Source organism: Pseudomonas sp. FW305-7 (assembly GCF_058786735.1).
This window is the reverse complement of the sequence record NZ_JBYSZA010000008.1, coordinates 68,273-90,721: the sequence shown is the minus strand read 5'-3', so window position 1 is coordinate 90,721 and position 22,449 is coordinate 68,273. Positions and strand designations below refer to the sequence as shown.

At 61.6% G+C, this 22,449-nt stretch carries 19 protein-coding genes; 10 read left to right on the top strand and 9 right to left on the bottom strand.

All coding sequences use genetic code 11. From position 1 onward, the window contains the following. Positions 1-58: 58 nt before the first annotated feature. From AC3WMT_RS12610 to AC3WMT_RS12600, 3 genes are all read right to left on the bottom strand, one after another. On the bottom strand, positions 59-1,417 hold the full coding sequence (locus AC3WMT_RS12610; protein WP_103303840.1) for an NAD(P)/FAD-dependent oxidoreductase: 1,359 nt from the start codon (positions 1,415-1,417) through the stop codon (positions 59-61). 107 nt (positions 1,418-1,524) lie between these two features. Further along, a complete protein-coding gene (locus AC3WMT_RS12605; protein WP_103303839.1) occupies positions 1,525-1,740 on the bottom strand; it encodes a hypothetical protein in 216 nt (71 codons plus the stop codon). Positions 1,741-1,836: 96 nt separating this feature from the next. Then, the gene (locus AC3WMT_RS12600; RefSeq protein WP_103303933.1) at positions 1,837-2,724 is read right to left on the bottom strand and encodes a phytanoyl-CoA dioxygenase family protein; all 888 of its coding nucleotides are present in this window, start codon (positions 2,722-2,724) and stop codon (positions 1,837-1,839) included. A gap of 386 nt (positions 2,725-3,110) precedes the next feature. Between AC3WMT_RS12600 and AC3WMT_RS12595 the strand changes: the two genes are divergently transcribed. From AC3WMT_RS12595 to AC3WMT_RS12560, 8 genes are all read left to right on the top strand, one after another. Then, entirely contained in the window at positions 3,111-3,692 is a 582-nt protein-coding gene (locus AC3WMT_RS12595) for a TetR/AcrR family transcriptional regulator (protein WP_103303838.1), read from the top strand. A gap of 346 nt (positions 3,693-4,038) precedes the next feature. Then, complete coding sequence (locus AC3WMT_RS12590; RefSeq protein WP_103303837.1) at positions 4,039-5,565, top strand: flavin-containing monooxygenase; 1,527 nt, start codon at positions 4,039-4,041, stop codon at positions 5,563-5,565. Next, positions 5,562-6,437, top strand: coding sequence for an alpha/beta fold hydrolase (locus AC3WMT_RS12585; RefSeq protein ID WP_103303836.1), 876 nt, complete (start codon positions 5,562-5,564; stop codon positions 6,435-6,437). Before AC3WMT_RS12590 ends, AC3WMT_RS12585 begins: the two co-directional genes overlap by 4 nt. A 203-nt stretch (positions 6,438-6,640) precedes the next feature. Further along, the gene (locus AC3WMT_RS12580) at positions 6,641-7,798 is read left to right on the top strand and encodes an iron-containing alcohol dehydrogenase (RefSeq protein WP_103303835.1); all 1,158 of its coding nucleotides are present in this window, start codon (positions 6,641-6,643) and stop codon (positions 7,796-7,798) included. A 12-nt stretch (positions 7,799-7,810) separates the two neighbouring features. Continuing rightward, the gene (locus tag AC3WMT_RS12575; RefSeq protein WP_103303834.1) at positions 7,811-9,142 is read left to right on the top strand and encodes an APC family permease; all 1,332 of its coding nucleotides are present in this window, start codon (positions 7,811-7,813) and stop codon (positions 9,140-9,142) included. Positions 9,143-9,223: 81 nt separating this feature from the next. Beyond that, on the top strand, positions 9,224-10,648 hold the full coding sequence (locus tag AC3WMT_RS12570; RefSeq protein ID WP_103303833.1) for a gamma-aminobutyraldehyde dehydrogenase: 1,425 nt from the start codon (positions 9,224-9,226) through the stop codon (positions 10,646-10,648). 45 nt (positions 10,649-10,693) lie between these two features. After that, positions 10,694-11,947: an aspartate aminotransferase family protein gene (locus AC3WMT_RS12565; protein ID WP_103303832.1), complete on the top strand. Its 1,254-nt coding sequence runs from the start codon at positions 10,694-10,696 to the stop codon at positions 11,945-11,947. A 157-nt stretch (positions 11,948-12,104) separates the two neighbouring features. Beyond that, the gene (locus tag AC3WMT_RS12560; protein WP_103303831.1) at positions 12,105-13,025 is read left to right on the top strand and encodes an NAD(P)-binding domain-containing protein; all 921 of its coding nucleotides are present in this window, start codon (positions 12,105-12,107) and stop codon (positions 13,023-13,025) included. Between the two features lie 202 nt (positions 13,026-13,227). Here AC3WMT_RS12560 and AC3WMT_RS12555 read toward each other — a convergent pair whose 3' ends face one another. The 6 genes from AC3WMT_RS12555 to AC3WMT_RS12530 form a co-directional block, all read right to left on the bottom strand. After that, positions 13,228-13,383 (bottom strand): hypothetical protein, encoded by a 156-nt coding sequence (locus AC3WMT_RS12555; RefSeq protein WP_158249171.1) that lies wholly within the window; start codon positions 13,381-13,383, stop codon positions 13,228-13,230. A gap of 56 nt (positions 13,384-13,439) precedes the next feature. Beyond that, positions 13,440-15,089: an acyl-CoA synthetase gene (locus AC3WMT_RS12550; protein ID WP_371919309.1), complete on the bottom strand. Its 1,650-nt coding sequence runs from the start codon at positions 15,087-15,089 to the stop codon at positions 13,440-13,442. 97 nt (positions 15,090-15,186) lie between these two features. Next, positions 15,187-15,954 (bottom strand): SDR family NAD(P)-dependent oxidoreductase, encoded by a 768-nt coding sequence (locus tag AC3WMT_RS12545; protein WP_103303829.1) that lies wholly within the window; start codon positions 15,952-15,954, stop codon positions 15,187-15,189. Further along, positions 15,954-17,126, bottom strand: coding sequence for an acyl-CoA dehydrogenase family protein (locus AC3WMT_RS12540; RefSeq protein WP_103303828.1), 1,173 nt, complete (start codon positions 17,124-17,126; stop codon positions 15,954-15,956). Before AC3WMT_RS12540 ends, AC3WMT_RS12545 begins: the two co-directional genes overlap by 1 nt. Positions 17,127-17,181: 55 nt before the next feature. Beyond that, a complete protein-coding gene (locus AC3WMT_RS12535) occupies positions 17,182-17,538 on the bottom strand; it encodes a DUF6285 domain-containing protein (RefSeq protein WP_103303827.1) in 357 nt (118 codons plus the stop codon). Continuing rightward, the gene (locus AC3WMT_RS12530) at positions 17,535-18,593 is read right to left on the bottom strand and encodes a phosphotransferase family protein (protein WP_103303826.1); all 1,059 of its coding nucleotides are present in this window, start codon (positions 18,591-18,593) and stop codon (positions 17,535-17,537) included. Before AC3WMT_RS12530 ends, AC3WMT_RS12535 begins: the two co-directional genes overlap by 4 nt. A 198-nt stretch (positions 18,594-18,791) precedes the next feature. Between AC3WMT_RS12530 and prpR the strand changes: the two genes are divergently transcribed. Both prpR and AC3WMT_RS12520 read left to right on the top strand, forming a co-directional pair. Beyond that, positions 18,792-20,744: a propionate catabolism operon regulatory protein PrpR gene (prpR, locus tag AC3WMT_RS12525; protein ID WP_103303825.1), complete on the top strand. Its 1,953-nt coding sequence runs from the start codon at positions 18,792-18,794 to the stop codon at positions 20,742-20,744. Positions 20,745-20,862: 118 nt separating this feature from the next. Beyond that, positions 20,863-22,386, top strand: a complete 1,524-nt coding sequence (locus tag AC3WMT_RS12520) for a GGDEF domain-containing protein (RefSeq protein ID WP_103303824.1) — start codon at positions 20,863-20,865, stop codon at positions 22,384-22,386. Positions 22,387-22,449 lie beyond the last annotated feature (63 nt).

Here is a 22,449-nt window from a genome sequence, read left to right as displayed (position 1 = left end):
TGACACCGTTCTAGAGCAGAAACTTGCACAATGCGACCGCATTATTTTCAGTGAGCTTTTATGGCGTGTTTTTCCGCACTTTTTTATCAGTCCAGGCATCCAGCCATTTGGCCGCAGTAAACGCGGACTGCACAGCGCACCATTGCAAGGGTTCAGGTAGCAGCGATGGCGTTTTGTGCTTCAACGCTGCCAGTAGATTCGGCGCCTCACCATTGATTTGCGCGGCAAAAAGCGATCCTACGTACGATTGAGTGCCCAACCCGTGTCCCGAGCAACCAGTCGTGTAGTAAATGTTCTGTTTTGCGCCCATTGCGCCGATTACCGGCAGGAAGTCGTAAGCGCCACTGACATAGCCGCTCCAGCAGTGCTGAATGCCAAGGTCTTGCAATGCCGGATAGCGCTCGCGCAGCACCTGCGCCAAGGCCTGGTAGGCGCCGTGATCGGGAATATTGGGCGTCTTCGAACCGTAGACGTAACCGAGCTTCTTGACGGTCAGCACCATGGTGCCATGGGCTGTCAGACGATGACTCTCCATGGTGTAGTGTGGCGTGATGATGCCTTCGCGCCCCTGCCACCCCAAGGCAGCTAACTGCTCCGGCGACAGCGGCTGCGTTTCGAGTGCCGACACGCGAATCGCCGCGACCTTGTTGCGTAACACCCCCAGCTGAGGGGTATAGGCATTCGTGGCCAGCACCATCACCGGCGCAGTGGCGCTGCCGTACGCTGTGTTGCAGGTGACGACCGCGCCTTCAGTGAAGGAAAGCAATGGCGTTCTTTCATAAAGCTTGACGCCTGCCGCGATGGCAGCGCGGCGTAGACCACTGACATATTTGCCAGGGTTCAAGGTGCCGCCACATTGCTCGGCGCCGAACAGAAAAGCCGGCGGAATCCCCCGTGCACGCATCTCGTCGCCGTCGACGAAGCGGGTCTGCGCCCCCAGCTTCTGCCCCAGCGCCATGTTTTTCCGCAGGCGCTTTTCCTGGCTGGAATGAACACCGGCCCGCAGCACTCCCGAAGGGGTGTAGTCACAGTCGATACCCAGCGCCTTCAATCGGCCTTCCACATAGGGAACGGCCTCGTCGTAGAACCTGACAAACTGCGTCGCCTGCTCCACCCCTACCCGCTTGACGAACAACTCGTACTCGATGCCCATGCTGCCTAACAGATAGCCTGCATTGCGACCACTAGCACCGAAGCCAGCGAACTCCTGCTCCAGCACGATGACATTCGCCCCGCGCGCCCTTAGTTCCAACGCGGTCGAAAGGCCAGCAAAGCCGGCGCCGATCACGATCACATCGGCGTGCTCGTGACCTTTGAGCTCAGGCTGCAGATCACGCGGCCGTTCAATCCATCCGCCAAGCGTGCGGAATCTCAACGGCACAGAATCGCCGGTAACTGCTCTATTCAACGCGTTCATTGATTCGCCCCAAGATTGCCGACCAACGCTCCGCCAGGAACGCTCCGTGGCGGGCTAGAAATGCTGGAAATCGTTCCCCGGCTCGGCGTTCGGGGCGCGCCCTGCCATTACGTGGCCAGCGACCTCAGGTCGCTATCAATATTCTTTAGCGCCTCTTGAGAAATGACCCCGCCAGAATATTTCGCTGCGGTAGCGAGGGAGAAGCTACGGGCCATGCCAAGCTGCGGGTGTTTCTTTATACCGGGTAGGTGCTTTTCCAGAATTTCGCTTGTATGACTGTTGTCCAGCAACTCGCCAACTTTCGATTCAATTGAGTACGTCATAGGTATTTCCTCAGTAATGCCCCATAGGACATAAATTCAATGTGCGGCACGGCGCGTCGGCCGTACTGTGGACCGCTTTCTGGTCGCCCAGGATCGTTAGAACCCTTTACCCGGTTCGGAAAAAGCAGGCATGTCCAGGAGATCGTGCGGGTCGCGCATCTGGCCATCGACTTCTACCCAACCCAGCAGCGTGGAGCTGACGCTCCAACCCAGCAGGCGCTGCATCTCGGCAGGAAGCTGGCGGACGCGTTCAACAGGAATGGAGAGGAAGTGATTCTCTTCGAGGCGCAGGAAGGCCAGGTCGTAGGCCATGGTCAGGCCGGTACGAGGAGACGATGTACTGTTGGCGCCGCCACCGTGGTAAACCGACCCCACCCACAACAGGGCGGAGCCTGCCTTCATTTCAGCGGCAACGGTCTCTTCCTGGGTAGGCATGCGCTCGTCATCCCATTGATGACTGCCAGGAATGACGCGGGTCGCCCCGTTCTCTTCGGTGAAATCCGATATGGCCAGCATCAGTTGCAGACGGGCTTCACGTCCGTATTGGGGATGCCGCCATAGCGAAGTGGCGTCATCCCGGTGCAGGGGCTGGAGGCCTTGGCCCGGGCCTATCTGGATGGCCTGAGTGATGCTGAGCTGAATGTCGGGTTCAGTTTCGATGCGGTCGCTACCCACCCAGACATGAGTAGGCGTCTGCAGGATCTTCCGGGCAGTCTCGATGAACAGAGGGCTCAGGGCCACGTCCACTGCCTTGTCGCTGCGCCCGATGATACGTGCGACACGCCGAGTCTGCGCGCCGGCGAAATAGGGATCCATTCCGCAAGGCGTGACATTCAGGTAGGCGTCCAGCTCCTCGGTGAGCGACTTCAGCGTCTCTGACGAGACAAACTCGGAAATGATGACCCCGCCGTCACGCCGGATGATCTCTACCACCTGCTCGACCGATGCATCGTTGCCGACTGTCGATAGTTTTGGGGTACCCATCTGCTTTATACCTGTCTGGTTTGTCATTGTTTTATCCAGTGAGCCCGGATAACCCGGCTCAACCCTCAGCGCCAGCCACCGCAGCGCCCTCTTCTCCCGCACCGCAACCTGGTGTTACCGGCTGCGTGGCGCCATGATTATCCAAACATGGTCAAATGATCAAGTCGGATGATCTTATTTTTTCGCAACACCCTTAATCCGCCTGAGCGTCATTAAAATCTGGGGTAAAGACGCCCTAGGAGACAGCCACATAACGAGGCCCCGCCCTCACTGGATATGAGGGGCAGCGACTCATCCAATGGATTGGCAAATGACCTTGCGATAGCATTCGTCACCGCCGACGCCGTACCCAAGGGGCGGCGGCAACACTAAAAGGAGAACGCTCGATGGCTCGGATAGGCGCGGAAGAGCGCAGACAGGATTTTATTGAAGCCACCATTAAGGTAATCGCGGAACACGGCGTCGCCAATGCCACCACGCGGCGCATCGCGACGGCGGCTGACTCTCCGCTGGCCTCGTTGCACTACGTTTTCCACACCAAGGAAGACTTGTTCTATGCGGTCTATGAGTCCTTGATCAACATGCCGCAGCACTCGTTGCAACACGCTCCGGTAGGCGCCACGGCAGCAGAGACGATTAGCGAAATGCTGCGCCAGTTGGTCAATTGGTTTACCGCGCACCCTGAACTGGCCACCACGCAGTTCGAACTCTTCTTCTGGAACCTGCGCAACAACCCGGAAATGGCAGCCAAGATCTATGCCGTCTCCGTTGAGGCGACGCAGCAGGCCATTCAGAAGGCTACGGATGGCGTATTGGATGAGGCAGCACTGACCACCATCAGTCGCTTGGTGATCAATCTGTTCGATGGCCTGCTGCTGGCCTGGTCTGCCCATGGCGACCACGAGCGCTTGGCGGCGGAAACCGAGACGGCCTGTCAGGCGGTGAAGCTGCTCGTGGCCAGCTTCTGAAACGCTATTCGGATTGCCGGCATGCTTGCGCGACCTCGTCGAACAAGCATGCTGCCCCCGCTGCTACGACTCGAATTTCCTCCCTGAATCGCACTAGGTAACCACATCGCCGTCCCCCAGGATCGTGTGTTCCTCTATCACTGCATAACCGCCCTCTTCGCACTGGCCACCACTACAGCGAACAGCCTCACCTAGTCAGCGCTCACTGACCGCCCCGGTGCAAAACATCCCAAAACGGTAAATGTGCGGTGCATTTTGCACCTTGCTTCACCCAATCGACCGCCCCATCATGGTCACATGATCAAGTCAAAAGATCAGCGTCCATAACACAACAATAGGCGGCGATATGTCCTCGCACACTGCTCTTCCGGTTGAGCCACTCGATGTATTGATTATGGGAGCCGGTGTGTCTGGCATCGGCGCGGCAGCCTATTTACGGCGCCAGCAGCCAAACAAGACCTTTGCGATTCTCGAGTCGCGTGAGCGAATGGGAGGCACCTGGGACCTGTTCCGCTATCCCGGCATCCGCTCCGACTCCGACCTGTACACCTTCGGCTTCGACTTCAAACCCTGGAACAAGGCGAAGTCCCTGGCGGACGCCGCAGACATTCTCGAGTATCTGCAGGAAGCCATCGACGAGCATGAGCTGGAACCTTTTATCCAGTACAAACAGAAAATAATCTCAGCGAACTGGCGATCCGACCGTGGCGTGTGGGCGGTGTGTGTCGAGGATGGCCACGCAGGGCAAACTCGCACAATTGAGTGTCGTTGGCTGTTCAGCGCAGGTGGTTACTATCGGTACGACCAGGGCTTCAGCCCCCGCTTTGAAGGTATCGAGCAATTCAACGGGCAGGTGATTCACCCGCAACACTGGCCAGAAAATCTGGACTACGCGGGCAAGCGCGTCGTCGTGATCGGCAGTGGCGCAACGGCTGTCACCCTGATTCCGGCCATGGTGGACAAGGTCTCCAGCATCACCATGCTGCAGCGTACGCCCTCCTACATCATCAACCAGCCCGCCAACGATTCGGTTGCAGCGTTTCTTCGTAAGGTTCTGCCGGCGAAAACCGCCTACGCACTGACCCGCTACAAAAACGCGAAACTCACCCTCGCCTTTTGGGCCTTCTGCCAGCGCTTCCCCAAGCTCTCTCGCAAATTGCTGCTGTGGCTGACCCGCAAGGAGCTACCGAAAGACTATCCGGTCGACGTGCATTTCAACCCGCCCTACAACCCCTGGGACCAGCGCTTGTGCACGGTACCCGAAGGCGATCTGTTCAAGGCGATCAGTGCGGGTAAGGCGCAGATCGTCACCGACCATATCGAACGGTTTACCGAGTCCGGCATTTTGCTGAAATCCGGCAAGGTGCTGGAGGCCGATATTGTGATTACCGCCACCGGCCTGAATGTGCAGATGTATGGAGGCATCAGTCTGTACAAGGACGGAAATCCAGTGGTCCTGAGTGACACCCTGGCTTACAAGGGCACGATGCTCTCCGGTGTCCCCAACTTCGCGTTCGCCGTGGGCTACACCAACTCATCCTGGACCTTGAAAGTGTGCCTGCTGTGCGACCACTTCTGTCGCCTGCTGAGCTTCATGGACAGCCGCGGCTACACCGTCTGCGAACCCAAGGCGCCCGAAGGGATCGAGACCCGCCCGCTCCTGGATTTCGGTGCCGGCTATGTGCAGCGCGCGCTGGACAGCATGCCGCGCCAAGGGCCGTGCGAGCCCTGGGTGATGTCGATGGACTACTTCCGCGATGTCAAACTGCTGCGCCGCGGCGAAGTGGCTGACAAGTGCCTCGCGTTCACCGTCGCACCCAACGCGCCTTTGCACGCGAGTGTCGGCGTGCAGAAACAGGGTAACCGCCGATGAGTACCGATCGCTTCTGCGAACTGCAAGGCGAACGCAAGCTCTGCTACCGCACTTATGGTTCCGAACACGCTCCGGCAGTCTTACTGATCGTCGGCCTGGGGCTGCAACTGACCTACTGGCCGCCACAGCTCATCGCCGGATTGGTCGAGCGGGGGTGGCGCGTTATCACCTTGGACAATCGTGACTCGGGCAGGTCCTTCTTTACCGACGTGGTACCGCCCACGGTCATGCAGCAGTTCTTCCGCAAGCGAACACCCGGCTATGACCTAGGCGACATGGCTAGCGACGTCATCGAACTTATGAACGGTTTGAAACTGGACACGGCGCATGTGGTGGGCATGTCGATGGGCGGCATGATCGCCCAGACGCTTGCGGCTCGTTATCCCGAACGCATCAGAACCCTCACGTCCATTTTCTCTACCACGGGTTCGCTACGCGTAGGCCAGCCAGCACTCAAGGCCATCTTGAAGCTCCTGCGCCGCCCCCCGCGCAATCAGCAGGAAAGCGTTCGCGACTATCTGGACATCATGAACGTGATCGGCTCGACACTCGAATGGGACGAGCAAGCGCTGCGTGACTACGCCATGCAGGCCTGGGAGCGAGGTAACGGCGAGGCAAGCAACCTGGGTACGGCAAGGCAGATCGGCGCAATCATCAACTCGGGCGACCGCACCCAGGAGCTTCAGCAAATCCGTTGCAGCACCCTGGTCATTCATGGCGAGAAAGACCTGATGGTGGCAACCGACGGCGGCTTCGCTACCGCCACGGCGATTACCGGGGCAAGGCTGGTGCTGTTGCCCGGGATGGGCCACGACCTCCCAATTTGCCTGACAGGCACGTTGTTGTCGCTGCTGTCGGGACACCTGGGTTAGTACCGCTTCCCTTTAGGGGCGAGCAGCCCGCAGCCCCTCTTTTTATCCAAAAAAAGCTTCACCCGGCATTTTTGCCAGGACACAGAACAACAACATTCCGGTTTGGGCGAAACCGCCAGGCCGTACATCCAGCGCCCGCTTTTGCAAACGAGCGCTCCTCCACTGCCCTTTCGACAATCACAACAATTGAGCAAGAGGTACGTATGGAATTTAAGTTTTTACTCCCGTGCAAAGTGGTGATGGAACCCGGTCTGCGCGAGCGCACCGGTGAACATCTGCAGGCACTTGGCCTGACGCGCGTCCTGATCGTGACTGACCCCGGGGTGAAAGCAGCAGGCCTGCTGGACAGCGTCTACGCCAGCCTGGAAAAAGCCGACATAGCCTTCGAGGAGGTGTCGGACATCAAGGCCAACCCTCGCAGCGAAGACATCAACCAGATCGCGCAGCAATACCGGGGCACCGGCATCGATGGCCTGCTGGCCGCTGGCGGCGGCAGTGCGATGGATGCAGCCAAGGCCATCAGCCTGTTGCTGACTCACGAAGGCCGTATCGAAGACTACGAGGGCTCGTTCACCGCCAAGCATGCGATTCCCCCTATCGTCGCCATTCCGACCACCGCCGGTACCGGCAGCGAGGTGACCTGCTTCGCGGTGATCACCGACACGGCTCGCCAGTTCAAGATGAGCGTACTGGATTATCGGATCGGTCCGGTGCTTGCCCTGCTCGACTCACACATCACTGACACGCTGCCGTCGTCGATTGCCGCCGCAACCGGCATGGATGCCCTCACCCATGCCATTGAAGCCTATACCTGTCGCGTGTCGAACCCGATCAGCGACGGCCTGGCGCTGCACGCCATTGGCCTGATCAGCCAAAACCTCAAGCCTGCCGTGCTCGAGCCAGGCAACTTGAAGGCCCGCGAGCAGATGCTGGTGGCGAGCCTGATCGCCGGCATGGCATTCGGCAACGCGGACGTCGCTAGTGTGCACTGCATTTCCGAAGCTATTGGCGGCATGTACGACACGCCACACGGTGTGGGTAACGCGATCTTCTTGCCCTTTGTGTTCGCCCATAACCGTGACGCGGATATCGTCCGCCATGCCCAGGTTGCCTACGCGTTAGGGATTGACCCCACGCTTTCGCCGGTCGATGCCGCCCAGGCTGCTGTCGGCCACCTGTTCCAGATGAGCGCGGACTTGGGTATCCCCCGCTTTGCTGAAGTAAAGGGTGTACGCGAGGAAGATTTCCTGACCATTGCAGAGAAGTCCAAGCAGAACTTCTCGGACGCCAGCAATGCCAAGGCCATGTCCGTGCAGGCCTACCACGACATCATCACCACTGCTTACAACTTCGTCGTGTGAGAGGTGCTCGTCATGAATCAATCACATGCAAGCGCCTCATTGAGGCGCACCCTGGGGCCGTTTTCCGTGCTGCTGTTCGGCCTGGCATTTCTGGCCCCACTGATTGTGTTCGGCACCTATGGCGTGATCTCGCAGGCCAGCGGGAACACCACGGCGATGGCCTACTTGATGGCGGCCACCGGTGTGGTGTTTACCGCCTTCAGCTATGGCCGATTGGTCAAGGTGTTCCCGGTAGCCGGTTCGGCCTACACCTACACCCGCAAGATGCTGAATGCGAACCTTGGGTTCATGGTGGGCTGGGCCGCGCTGCTCGACTATTTCTTCATCCCGATGCTGATCTGGCTGCTCGGCGCCAGCTACCTCAACATGGCGTTTCCAGAGGTGCCTCAGTGGGTGTGGATCACGGGGTTCATCGTCTCCACATCGCTGCTCAATGTCCTCGGCATCCAGGTCGCCAACCGATTCAACGTGCTGCTGATGGTGGCGCAACTGGCGATCATCGTCGTGTTCATCGGGCTGTGCGTGCACTACATCGTGGCGGCCGACGGCCCTGGCGGGCTGCTGTCGGCCAAGCCGTTCTTCAACCAGGATGTGCCGTTCGCCACCACCATGGCCGGCGCTGCAATTGCCGCGTACTCCTTCCTGGGCTTTGACGCGCTGTCCACGCTGAGCGAGGAAACCCGCGACCCGGGTCGAACGCTGCCGCGGGCCATCGTGACGGTCGCGTTGATCGGCGGTTCGATCTACGTCGGCTCCTCGTACTTCATGTACCTGGCGCACCCCTCCCCCCAGTTCGAACAAGTGGATGGAGCGGCCTTCGAGATTGCCCGGATGATCGGCGGTGACCTGTTCTTCGCCGTGCTACTGACCGGAATCATCATTGCGCATTTCGCGGCGGGCATGTCGTTCCAGGCCAGCGTGGGTCGACTGTTGTATGCCCTCGGCCGGGACAACCAGCTGCCACGCCAGGTGTTCGGTGTCCTGCATCCTCGCTACCAGACACCTGCCTTCAACATCCTGCTCTGTGGTGCATTCGGCACTGCTGGTTTTGGCTTAACCATCGCCACCGCGACATCGCTGGTCAACTTCGGCGCTTTTCTCGCCTTCAGCGCCGTGAACCTGTGTGCGTTGCGCCTCACCTTCGATGCACGCAAAAAGGATGGGGTCGGCTGGCTACGCGGTGTGCTCTTCCCATTCATCGGCCTGATCACGGCCGGGTGGATGCTGGTCAGCCTGGACAAGGACGCACTGATCATGGGCTGTGGCTGGTTGGCCCTGGGTGCGGTTTATCTCGCCTGCCGGACCCGCCTCTTCCGTAACCCAGTGCCCGACGCGCTGGTGTAGCGATTGCTTTTCCCAATCGAACCCTCTGACGACAACCCCAAGGCAAGCCCCTGGCCTTGCCGTTCAATGGCGACAATCGACATGCAGACAAAACTCCTGATCAACGGTGCCCTCGTGGCCGGCGAAGGCGAAAGCCTGAGCGTTTACAACCCATCCCTGGGCAGCGTCCTGGTACAGACCACCGAGGCCAGCCGTGCCCAGGTTCATGCGGCAGTTCAAGGCGCGGATGCCGCTTTCGAAGCCTGGTCGCAAACGCCACCCAAGGACCGCTCGGCGCTGCTGCTCAAGCTCGCTGACGGCATCGATGCCCTGGCGCCGGTGTTCGCGCGCCTGGAGGCAGACAACTGCGGCAAGCCTTACACCGCCGTGTTGCAAGACGAACTGCCCGCCGTAGCGGACGTATTTCGCTTCTTTGCCGGCGCCGTCCGCTGCCTGCAGGGTTCGGCGGCGGGCGAATACCTGCCGGGCCACACCTCGATGATCCGCCGCGACGCGATAGGCGTTGTCGCCTCGATCGCGCCCTGGAACTACCCCCTGCTGATGGCCGCATGGAAGCTCGGCCCGGCGTTGGCCGCCGGCAATACCGTGGTGTTGAAGCCCTCTGAGCACACCCCGCTGAGCACCCTGAAACTGGGGGAGCTGCTCGCCAAGATATTCCCAGCCGGTGTGGTCAACATCGTCCATGGCCGGGGCGTTACGGTGGGCGAACCGCTGACGAATCACGCCCAGGTCCGCATGGTGTCCCTGACCGGCTCCGTGCGCACCGGCAGCCGGATCATCGAAGAAACGGCCGACAGCGTTAAACGCATGCACATGGAGCTGGGGGGGAAGGCGCCGGTACTGATCTTCGACGATGCCGACATCGACGCCGCCGTCGAAGGCATCCGCGCCTTCGGTTTCTACAACGCCGGCCAGGACTGTACTGCCGCGTGCCGCCTCTATGTGCAGAAGTCGGTCTACCCGGAATTCGTCCGCAAGCTCGGCGAGGCGGTGTCCAGCATCCAGTGCGGGCTTCAGGACGACCCGTCGACCGAGATGGGCCCGTTGATCACCCAAGAGCACCTGGAGCGCGTCGAGGGCTTCGTGAACCGTGCCAAGGAGCACCCTCATATCGAGGTTGTCACCGGCGGCAAACGGGCGACAGGGAACGGGTTCTTCTTCGAACCTACCGTCCTGGCCGGCACCACGCAGGAAGATGAAGTGGTGCGCCAGGAACTGTTCGGCCCGGTGGTTACGGTTTCGTCGTTCGAGGATGAAGCCCAGGCCCTGGCATATGCCAATGACTCCGACTACGGCCTGGCCTCTTCCGTGTGGACGGCTGATGTGGGCCGTGCCCATCGCCTCGCCGCCCGGCTGCAGTACGGCTGCACCTGGGTCAATACCCACTTCATGTTGGTCAGCGAGATGCCCCATGGCGGGGTGAAGCTCTCTGGCTACGGCAAGGACCTGTCCACGTATGCCCTCGAAGACTACACGGTGGTGCGCCACGTGATGTTCAAACACTGACGGCACCCAGACAAAAGCTTCCCCACTATTTCCAAGAGGTTATGCATGAACAACATCGAGACATTCGAGAGGCTCGAGTCCAACGTGCGGATGTACTGCCGTGACCTGCCGCTGGTGTTCGATACCGCCCAAGGCAGCAAGATCCACGGCGAGGATGGCCGCGAATACCTGGACTTTTTCGCCGGCGCCGGTGCCCTGAACTATGGCCACAACGACCCGCGCATGCGCGATGCCCTGATCGGCTACCTGTCATCCAACGGCGTGACCCACGCCCTCGACCTGCACACCAGCACCAAGCGCCAGTTCCTGGAGGCGCTCGAGCGTGACCTGTTCAAGCCGCGCGGCTGGGACTACAAGGTTCAGTTCACCGGGCCGACCGGTGCCGATGCCGTCGAGGCGGCATTGAAGCTGGCGCGCAAGGTGACAGGGCGCACCAAGGTCGTCTCGTTCTATGGTGCCTACCACGGCATGACGGCCGGCGCGCTGGCCGTCACTGGCAACCGCACTCGCCGCGGCCCGGGGCTGTCCAGCGACGTGGTGTTCGTGCCGTATGAAGACAGTCCCTACGGCGCATTCGACAGCATCGGTTTCCTCGAACGCCTGGCCAACGACCAAGGCAGCGGTTCGGAAATCCCCGCCGCCGTGATCGTGGAGTCCGTTCAGATCCAGGCGGGCGTCTACCCCGCCTCCAACGACTGGCTGCAGCGGCTGCGCAAGTGGACCATCGAGCATGGCGTGCTGCTCATCTGCGATGAGATTCAGGCCGGCTGTGGTCGGACCGGCGACTTCTTCGGCTTCGAACGCGCCGGGATTGTGCCGGACCTGATCACCTGCGCGAAATCGATCGGCGGCTTTGGCCTGCCGATGGCAATCGTGTTGATTCGCGCCGAGCTCGATATCTGGCAGCCCGGCGATCACATCGGCACCTTCCGCGGCAACCAGCTGGCGTTCCTGACGGCACAGATTGCGCTCAGCTATTGGCACGATGCGCCATTCCTCAAGGTGCTGGCCGACAACTGCGCGGCCATGGAGCGCGCGGTTGTCGGTTTCGCAGAAATTCCAGGCGTAAGGTCCGCACGTTGCCGCGGCATGATCGCCGGCATCGACTTCGGTCGCGGCAACGTGGCGGTCGCCAAGGATGCTCAGCAGCGCGCCTTGCAGGCGGGCGTGCTGGTTGATCGCTGCGGCCCGAACGGCGAAATCATCAAGCTGATGCCACCGGTGAATACCCCGACCGACCAGCTCGAAAAAGGCCTGAACGCCTTCGGTGAATCGGTTGCGCAAGCACTGAGCCAGTAACCGCATAAGCCGGCGCGCGGCCTGTCGATACCTACCGCACGCCGGCGAATCACAGAACCTGCTTTGAGATGAGGCTTGCACAGCCGCAAAAGCCGGTCGCCCCTTGCGGCCCGAACATCTTCACAGGTCACGTAAAACAACTCATGAGGGTTTGACTGTGCGCGAACAGGATGATGTGAGCTTCGACTTTGATGTGTCCGTAGTCGGACTCGGGGCCATGGGCGCAGTCATGGCTCAGGCGTTGCTCAAACAAGGCAAACGCGTAGCGGTCTGGAATCGATCACCCGGCAAGGCTGCCGCGCTCGTGGCAGCCGGCGCTCACCTCTGCGACTCTGCCGAAGCGGCATTGATCGCAAGCCCGGTGGCGATCTTCGTGCTGCTGGACAACAGCGCCACACACCAAGTGCTGGCAATGCCCGGTGTGACTGCTGCACTGGCCAATCGTACGATCGTCGATTACACCACCAACGCCCAGGACGATGGCCCGGCGCTTCAAGCCCTTATCAATGAGGCGGGCGGTCGTTACGTCAAAGGGATGATCGTTGCCTACCCTCGCAATGTCGGCCACCAGGACAGTCACGGCATCTTTACCGGCGAGCATGAAGCCTTCGAGCAACATCGCGCGCTGCTGCAAGGACTCGCCGGCCATACGCTCTTCCTGCCCTGGGAAGAAGCCCTTGCCTTTGCCGCGGTGCTCCACGCCCATGCGTTTACCGCGATGGTGGCGTTCTTCGAGGCAGTGGGTACAGGCGAACGGTTTGGCATGCCGGGCTCGAAGACAGCCAGGCTGCTGCTCGACACGTCCCGCTTTTTCATTGCCGATGCGCTCGAAGAAGCGGTGTGCCGGCTGGAACAAGGGAACTTCGCGGGCGATCAGGCACGACTCGATGTGCACGCAGACGCCTTCGCCTACATCGCCGCATCCATGCATGCCCAAGGCGCCTGGACACCGGTCTTCGACGCCGTGTGCGAGGCCGTGCAGCAAGCGGCATCAATGGGCTATGGCGATCAGGACATAGTGGCCACCACCCACGCATTCGCGACGGGCGCCCTCGTCCAGAAACGCACCATTGACTGACTGGCGCCACCGTCAGCACGGGGCTTTTCACGCCTGCTGATCGACTGTCCCAAGCGCTGAGTAACGGCTGCCTCCTACTCAGGCAGCCACATAACGAAATGTTCAACGGTGCGCCCTATCAAGCCTCAACAGGCGCCCCGAACCAGGCTCGACGGCAATTACAACAATAAGCCCGGAGGTTCCTATGCGTATGTTTGCTTTTCTACTGGCAGGTCTGGTGCTCGCCGCTCTGCTCGTTACCGCGCTCCACCCGCAGAAACCTGCCGTTGAAAATCGGGCCATCACCCGCACGGTGCATCCGCTCGCGGGTATAGGCGATATCTTCCGGGGCCACTGAAGCGCAAGGGTGACCACGCATTCCCTTGCGATCGGTCACTGTCCTGCAGGTAACGGCGCGCTCAGCGCCGTTGCGCGTCAATCCGCGCGGTCGGAAGCCGCGGATGCCTGTTGCCGCGCCCATTCGCGCAGGACGAATTTCTGAATCTTGCCGGTAGCGGTCTTGGGCAACTCGGCCAGCGATACATGCCGTGGCGCCTTGAAATGCGCCAGGCGCTCACGGCACCAGCGAATCAGATCATCACTGCTGGTAGCGACCCCAGCATCAGCACGCAGCGTTACGAAGGCATGGGGTGTCTCGCCCCAGCGCATATCCGGGCGTGCCACCACAGCGGCCTCGATCACCTCAGGGTGCTGATACAGCACCTCCTCGATTTCCAGCGAGCTGATGTTTTCGCCGCCGGAGATGATGATGTCCTTGGTCCGGTCCTTGATTTCCACATAGCCGTCCGGATGCAGTACGGCCAGGTCACCCGTGTGCAGCCAACCGTCGGCCAAGGCGCTACGAGTCGCCCGCGGGTTATGCAGATAGCCTTTCATCACTGTGTTGCCGCGCACCACCAGTTCGCCCAACGTGGCGCCATCAGCGGGGACCGGTTGGCCGGTATCGGCGTCCAGCACCGTGGCCTCCTCCAGCATCGGGTGGGCCACGCCCTGGCGGCTCATAAACCGGGCACGGGCCTCCAGCGGTAGTTCATCGACACCCGGCTGCCACAGGCACAAGGTGCTGGGGCCGTAGCTTTCGGTCATGCCGTAGGCGTGAGTGATGCTGAAGCCGAGCGCTTCCATGGCGGCAATCACGGCGCTGGGTGGAGCAGCGCCGCCGGTAATGACCGATACCGGCCCGCTAGGCGCGCCGGCATGTTTGGCATGGATCAGCATCGACATCACCACCGGCGCAGCACTCAGGTGCGTCACGCCATGGGCAGCGATGGCGGCGTGAATCGCTTCCGGCTGCACCTTGCGCAGACACACGTGGGTGCCGCCCGACAGGGTCACTGCCCAGGTGTGGCTCCAGCCGTTGCAGTGGAACATGGGCAAGGTCCACAAATAGACGCTGCGCGGTCCCAACTGGAAGATCAGGGCACCGGCGCAGGCATTGAGGTAGGCGCCGCGGTGGTGCAGCACCACGCCCTTGGGGTCGCCGGTGGTACCGGAGGTGTAGTTGATGGCGATGGACTGCCATTCGTCATGCGGTGCGCTCAGCGGGCGGGTGGCATCGCCTTGGGCCAGGAAACGCTCGTAATCCAGCTCAGAAGCCAGGTCGGTGCCTTCGGCCTGGGCATCGTCGATGGCCACCAGCAACGGCGGCGTCTCCAGCATTGCCAGCGCCTCTCGGACCACTGCGCCGAACTCGCGGTCGCAGAGCAATACCCTGGCTTCGCAGTGACGCAGGATGAACGCAATACTGCGTGCCTCCAGGCGGATATTGATGCACACCAGTACGGCCCCGGCACCTGGTACGCCATAGTGCGCCTCCAGCATCTCGGGGATGTTGGGCGCCAGAATCGCAACCTGCTCGCCCGGCTGTACCCCGGCTCGCTCCAGGGCGCTGGCCAGCGCGCAACTGCGCTGATGCAGCTGTCGGTAGGTGTAACGACGGTCGCCATACACCACCGCATCGCGCTGCGGGTACACCTGCGCAGCACGCTTGAGGAACGACAGGGGTGACAGCGGCACATGGTTGGCCGCGTTGGGGGGCAGTTCGTGGTCGAAGCTCGGCGTCATCATGCCAGGTACCTCGTCCACGGGCAGTCCAGAAATTGCACGCACATTTCCATCTCCTGTTTCTTATTGTGTTGAGCAGTGCCGGTGACCACGGCGCCTACAGGCTGCTGCACTGGTGGCCGCCATCGACCACGATCTCGCTACCGGTCATGCCCCGTCCGGCGTCGCTGGCGAGCAGCAGCAAGGCACCGTCGAGGTCCGCGGGCTGGTTGAAACGCCGGCTGGGAATTCGCGCACGCAGCTTCTGTCCTGCTTCGCTGGCCAGGAACGCCTCGTTCAAATCCGTCATCACATAGCCCGGTGCCAGGGCATTCACCCGTATGCCATGGCGCGCCAGCTCCAACGCCATGGCCCGGGTCAGATGAGCCAGGCCGGCCTTGGCGGCGAGGTAGGGAGCAACGGCACCCGCCACCCGGCTGGCAAGGATCGAGGTGACATTGATCAGGCTGCCGCCCTTCCCCGCTGCGACCATGCGCCGGGCGGTTTCCTGGGCCATGGCCCAGGCACCCTTGAGGTTGGTATCCAGTACGCGATCCCAGCTTTCATCGTCGCAGGTAAGCAAGGGTTGGCTGTCGCTTACCCCGGCATTGTTGACCAGCACATCCAGCGGCCCTGCGGCATCCAGCACCCGGCAGATATCGTCACGGCAGGTCACATCAAGGGCGAAGGCACGCGCGCGACCACCCGCAGCTTCAATGGCCTCGACCAGTTCCTCGAGAGGAGCTGAACGTCGGGCGGCGACCACCACCTCGGCGCCAGCGGCAGCCAGGGTCAGGGCAAAGTGACGGCCCAGGCCACTGGAAGCACCGGTCACCAGGGCGCGGCGGCCGTCGAGAGAGAACAGTCGGGTCATATCGGACTGCATCAGTGACGCTCCTGGCGCTGGCCGAGCAGCTTCTTCGCCAGGCTCATGCGGTGCACTTCGCTCGGGCCGTCGTAGATACGGAACGGGCGGATGTCACGGAAGATGCGCTCCACCACCGTGTCGCCGGTCACCCCGCGCCCGCCCAGCACCTGCATGCAGCGATCAACCACCCGCCACAGCGCCTCGGAGCTGATCACCTTGGCCATGCTCGAATCGACATTGCCGCGCTGCCCCTGATCCAGCACCCAGGCGCAGTGCCACACCGCCAGACGCACCACATGCAGGTCCATCTGATTGTCGGCGAGCATGAAACCCACGCCCTGGTGCTCGCCCAGTGGTTTGCCGAAGGCGTCGCGGGTGCGCGCATAGTCACAGGCGATGTCGTGGGCACGGCGCGCGGCACCGAGCCAGCGCATGCAGTGGGTCAGGCGCGCGGGCGCCAGGCGTACCTGGGCGTAACGAAAGCCCTTGCCGATCTCACCCAACACATCGCTCGCCGGCACGCGTAGGTTGTCGAAACGCAGTTGGCCGTGACCACCCGTAAAGCAGCGGTCCAATGAATCCAGCTGACGTTCGTGGACAATGCCCTCACGCTGCATATCGGTGAGGAACATGGTCGCCGTGCCGTCTTCCATGCGCGCCATGACGATGCCGAAGTCGGCGCCCTCTGCACCGGTGATTAACCACTTGCGGCCATTGATCAGGTAGTCATCGCCATCGCGGGTGGCGGTCGTGCGCAGCATCGACGGATCGGAACCCGAGCCCGGCGCCGGCTCGGTCATGGCGAAGCAAGAACGGGCGCGCCCCTGCACCAGGGGCCGCAACCAACGGTCCTTCTGCGCCTCGGTGGCGACCACGTCCAGCAAATGGATGTTGCCTTCATCCGGGGCGTGGATATTCAACGCCACCGGGCCCAATGGTGAGTATCCGGCCTCTTCGAAGACCAGTGCCTTGGCCACGTGGCTCAGCCCCAGGCCACCCATCTCGCGGCTGGCATGGGGCGTCAGCAGACCGACATCGCGGGCACGCTCCAGCAGGTCCAGACGCAAGGCATCGCTAGGGCCATGGGCGTCCTGGCGCGGGTCGTGTTCAAACGGGATCACCTGTTCGGCAATAAAGTCGCGGGTTTTGGCCTGCAGTGCCAAAAGTTCGTCCGGAAAGGAGAAGTTCATGGTTGTCCTTGTTCGTGCTAGTCGGTCGTGAAGATGTAGGGATGGCCAACCGTGCTCAAGGCACGGCCTTGGGATTGCTGATCGCCAGTTGAGCAAGCGTGATGTCGCGCAGTGTTCCAACCAGCTTGCGACGGGCTGGCGGCGCATCATGTGCACCGGCACGGATAGCAACTGCCAGCCGGCGGCGGACCTCGGGCAGAGTGGCCGGAGCCTCATCGACCAGGGCCGCCAGACAGGTCTGCTCCTGATCATCGAGCCTGGCCTTGGAGCGACTTTCCCGGGCGGCGATGGCCATGGCGTTGGCGATCATCAGCAGCGGATAACGCAGCTCGCCGGGCAACCCCGGAGAGATCTGTTCCAGCAGCGTCAGGCGGGCAATGTCGAGCAGTTCAGCGGCATTCGGCTGGGTCATGGTGCTTCGGCTCCAGTCAGGTTCAGGATGTCGAGCTCGAGTTCGGGCAACAGGCGTGCAGTCAACGCCAGTTCGAGGGAGGGTTCTTCACCGCAGAGGTGACGCTGGCCTTGCTGCAGGGCGATCACCGCCCAACGCAAGGTGGCCATGACCTGCCAGTAATGCAGCTGGCTGCGCTCGATACGCAGGGCAGAAACCTCGTGGTAGCCCCGTAGGAAATCCTCCAGCAAGGCGATGCCACCCGCTTCGAGGTCAGGCCGAGTGAAGCGCCAGCAACGGGCGGTAAACCACCCCAGGTCCTCGCAAGGGTCGCCCCAGCCGGTGAACTCCCAATCCAGCACAGCCTCAAGGCCCTGTTCGCTGGCCAGGTAGTTACCCGTGCGGTAGTCGCGGTGCAGCAGGCACACGCCGCTGCTGGGCGGAACCTGCAGCTCGCACCAGCGCAACCCCCACTCCAGCACTGGATAGGCATCGGCGAGGGTGTCGAGGTAGCGGCGGTAGGCCTTGATGGTCGCCAGCGCCGGCGAGCTGTCCGGCATTGGCAGGAAATCCAGGGTGGCGCACGGTGGGCGGACCTGATGCAGTCGCGCCAGGTTGGCACCTAGCTGCGCTGCCAGCCGCGCCTGCCCCTGGGGCCCGGCACCTGCACTCAGCAACCGCCCGGCGGCGATACCCGGCACGTACTCCATCAGAAAGAACACCCGCCCATTGACCCGGCTATCGCGACATAACCAAAGCGGGCGCGGCACCTTCACGCCGGCCTGATAAACCACCTGCAATACGGCGAACTCCTGCTCCCGATCCAGGCTGGCGGGCAGAGCGGAAAGGGCGTCACTACGCAGCACCCACCTCCGGGAGCCGGCCCAGGGGCCGCCCTCTATCAGCAGGTCCAGCAACCAGTTTTCCTGAATGGCGCCACCGCTCAGGCGCTTGCGAGCCTGGATGACCACCTGTACTGCCGCCGCCTGTTCACGGATGAACTCGGCTAAGCGGTAATCGCCAGACGCGCTCTCGAGTGCATGGCTGGCTAGAGAAATAGTCGAAGAACTGCTCATGGATCTGTGGACTCTGCCTTGCTGTTGAGTGGGCAGTCCCCCTGAGCAAGCCATGGGCCAACTTATCAAGCGTGACTGGCAGGCCGCATAAAGCCTGGGCTTGAGCGCATTGAAGCAACGGATCGGAAAGCCTGTTATTGCAGCTGTGCAATCCATTCATTCAGTATTGAAACACTTCAACAATGAACTGATCCGACCATGAACCCTCCTTCCTCCCAGGTCGTGGTGCTGATAAGCCACCTGCAGCGCCCCCAACAACGCAGCCGACTCGCCCATGTCGTTACCAGGCTGACGCCGGACTATCCCGACAGCCATATCGAGGTGCTTGATACCTCGGTGACAGAAGCACTGCAGACGGCCCGCGAACTGGAAGCGGCAGGCAAGGCCGATGTGTTCGTCTGCGCCGGGGCTACGGCTGCCTACTTGCGTAAACACCTGACGCGCCCGGTCCTGGCCATGCGAGTTGGCGGTGGCGACCTTTTGCGGGCGTTGGGGCAGGCCAGTGAGGTCTCCACGCAGGTGGCAGTCATCAGTTACCGCCGCGTCAACCAGGATCTGCAAGCCATGGCCGCCCTCTTCACGGTCCGGATCCACCAGGCCGCCTACACCACGCTTGAGGAGGCCCGCCAGGCAGTCGAGCAGGCGGCGCGGCTGGGCTGCCACAGCATCATTGGCTCGTCGACGGTGGTGGAATTGGCCGAGCAGGCAGGGCTGCACGGCGTGCTTTCGCTGAGCGAGGACACTGCGCGAAAGGCCTTGGAAGAAGCCATGGGCATTCTCGACAGCCAACGTATCGAGATCGCCAAGCGACGGCATCTGGATGCGGTGCTGAAACATATCCCCGCCGGCGTCGCGGCAGTCGACAACCAGGGCATGGTGCAATCACTCAATCCGGCCCTCGCCCAGCTGCTGGAACTGCCAATCGGTGCAGCGCTGGGGCGACCCTTGCAACAGTTATGTCCGGAGCTGGACTTGCAGCAGGCGCTGCAGGATGGCGCTAGTGAGGAAAACCGGGTGATCCGGCTCGGCTCGCACGCCGTGGTCAGCAACTTGCTGCCTATATTGGAGAACGGCGAACGCACCGGACTGGTCCTGACCTGCCAGGACATTACCGCCGTGCAGCGCGCCGACCAGCGCATCCGCTCTACCCGCCGTCCCGGCGTGTTCGCTGCCCGTTACCGGCTCGACCAGCTGGATGGCAGCAGCAAAGCCCACCGCGAAATGCTGCAACTGGCCAAACGTTTCGCCACCAGCCAATCAACCATTCTTATCACCGGCGAAAGTGGAACCGGCAAGGAGCTGCTGGCCCAAGGTATCCATAACGAAAGCCCACGCTGGAAGAACCCCTTCGTCGCCATCAACTGCGCCGCTTTTCCCGAATCCCTGCTGGAGAGTGAACTGTTCGGCTATGAAGAAGGCGCCTTCAGCGGTTCACGCAAGGGTGGCAAGCCAGGCCTGTTCGAAGCGGCGCACCGAGGCACGCTGTTCCTCGACGAGATAGGGGACATGCCGGTGTCACTGCAGACCCGTTTGCTGCGGGTGCTGCAGGAGCGTGAAGTCCTGCGCCTGGGTGGCACCGAGCCGATTTCCATTGATGTCCGCATCATTGCCGCCACTCACCAGGACCTGAGTGCAGCCATACAGGAGCGCGAGTTCCGTACCGACCTGTACTACCGCCTCAACATTCTTCGCCTGCAGACCACTCCTCTGCGCGAACGGCCCGAGGACATCCCGCTGATCTGTCGGGGAATCAGCCAGCGCCTGCTGCCCCAGGGGCAACCTAGGGCCGCTGCCGCCACCCTTGATGCCCTGCTACCGTACCTCTTGCGCCACAGCTGGCCAGGAAACGTCAGGGAGCTGGAAAACGTAATCGAGCGAGCCATGCTCTCCACCGATGAAATCTTCCGCGACTACGGTGTAGATGAGCAGTACCTGGCTCACGTGTTACCAGAACTCTGGGAAGGCCTCTCCCCGCCAACTGCCCAGCAAAAACCGCCTCGCTCGAACGACTTGCAGGCAATTGGCAAAACTGCACAGCTGCAGCACATACAGGCGACGCTGGAAAGCTGTCAGGGCAATCTTGACGAGGCGGCGCGTCGACTGGGAATCAGTCGAACCACGCTATGGCGACGGCTTCGCTCAATACGCTAAGCGTAGGATGCTTGAATCCAGTGCTGACCCCAGCACGCCGCCTAAGTACAGCTGTAACGCTGTGGGCTACGCTTGCAGAACGCCCTAGCAGCGTCACGACCGTGGCTCCGGATGCTGGATGAATAGCCTCTATTTTTCGCCCCTGCTGTTGGGCATCAATGTGCTGGCCGCGACCGCCGTTGCCTGTACAGCGCTCTGGTACTACGCGCGTCCCTATCGTGGCCCTGGTGTATGGGCCTGCGGAGTACTGACCCTGGTACTCGGGCTATTGCTATCGCTCGGCTATATGGCCGGCCACAATCCCCTGCTGAATATCACCGGTGCCGCCCTGCAGCTGGCAGGCGAAGCGCTACTGGCCGTTGGGGTGTTCCGTTTTCTTGGCCGACCGGCACATTGGTGGATCGTCCCCACCAGTGCCGCCGCCGGAAGCGGCGTGGTGATCTGGCATTCGTGGGTGATGCCGATCAACTCGGAATTTCTGGTCGCTATCTACTCGGCGCTTAGTGCCTCCCCACTGGCGCTGGCCGCACGGGCACTCTGGCGCGCGACAGGCGAACAGGAACTGCGCAGCGTTCGCCGCTTCGTAGCGATCGCGCTGGGTGCACTGGCACTGGTCACGGTGTTAAGCGGTATTGTCGGACTGATCGAGGGGCTGAATGGCGTAAACCATGCTGAAGTCAGCCACTCGGTCGCCTACCTCCTGCCCCTGAACTTCGGTATTCCATTCTGGGTAATGGCCTTGGTGGGCCTGGCCCTCCTGACCATGCGCCGTATCCTGCGCGACAGCCAGCAACACGCCGACAACGCCGTTAACAGTGCCGCCCGTTTTGAGCGCCTGATGAACATAAGCAGTGCAGGTGTCGTGCTGTTGAACGAACAGCGCATTGTCGATGCCAACCCCATCATGGAGGCACTATTTGCCCGCACCCATCAGGCCTTGCTAGGCCAGCCCCTCAGCGTCTTGTTTGCCCCCGAAGACAGCCTGGCGCTGCAACTGCAAGTGGCCGACGGAGAACGCCATGACCGCCGCGCCATTCGTGCCGATGGCAGTGACTTCGCTGCCGAGTTGAACATCGCGGCGTTGGACGACGGCAACCTGGTGGCCGAGATACGTGACGTCAGCGAGCGCAAGAAGCTGGAGGATGAGCTACGCCGCCTGGCCACCCGCGACCCACTGACCGGCGCACTGAACCGGCGGGCCTTTACCGAACGGGCAGAGTCCGAACTCGCGCGCAGCAAGCGCCATGGCTCAACCGTATGCCTGGCGGTCTTCGACCTGGATCACTTCAAGCGCATAAATGACAACTACGGTCATGCAACCGGCGACCAGGTACTGCAACGCTTCAGCCAACTGTGCCAGGAACAGTTACGGACAACCGATATCTTTGCCCGATTCGGCGGCGAAGAGTTTGTGCTACTGCTACCCGACAGTGATGAAAAGCAGGCGGTCGTACTGCTGGATCGTTTGCGTACACAGTGGGTCGAAGAAGCCCTGCAGACACCTCAGGGAATACTGCATTCAACCGTCAGTATCGGGTTGGTGGAAACAGGCGCCGGCCAAGACCTTGAACACTGGATTGAGCAGGCTGACTTAGCCCTGTATCGGGCTAAAAAATCGGGACGTAACAGGGTCAGCTTATAGTTAATCAACCGTTTTAACTCTCGATTTCCATCTTCTGACCAATTCTAGCCTGCGTGAAAGGCT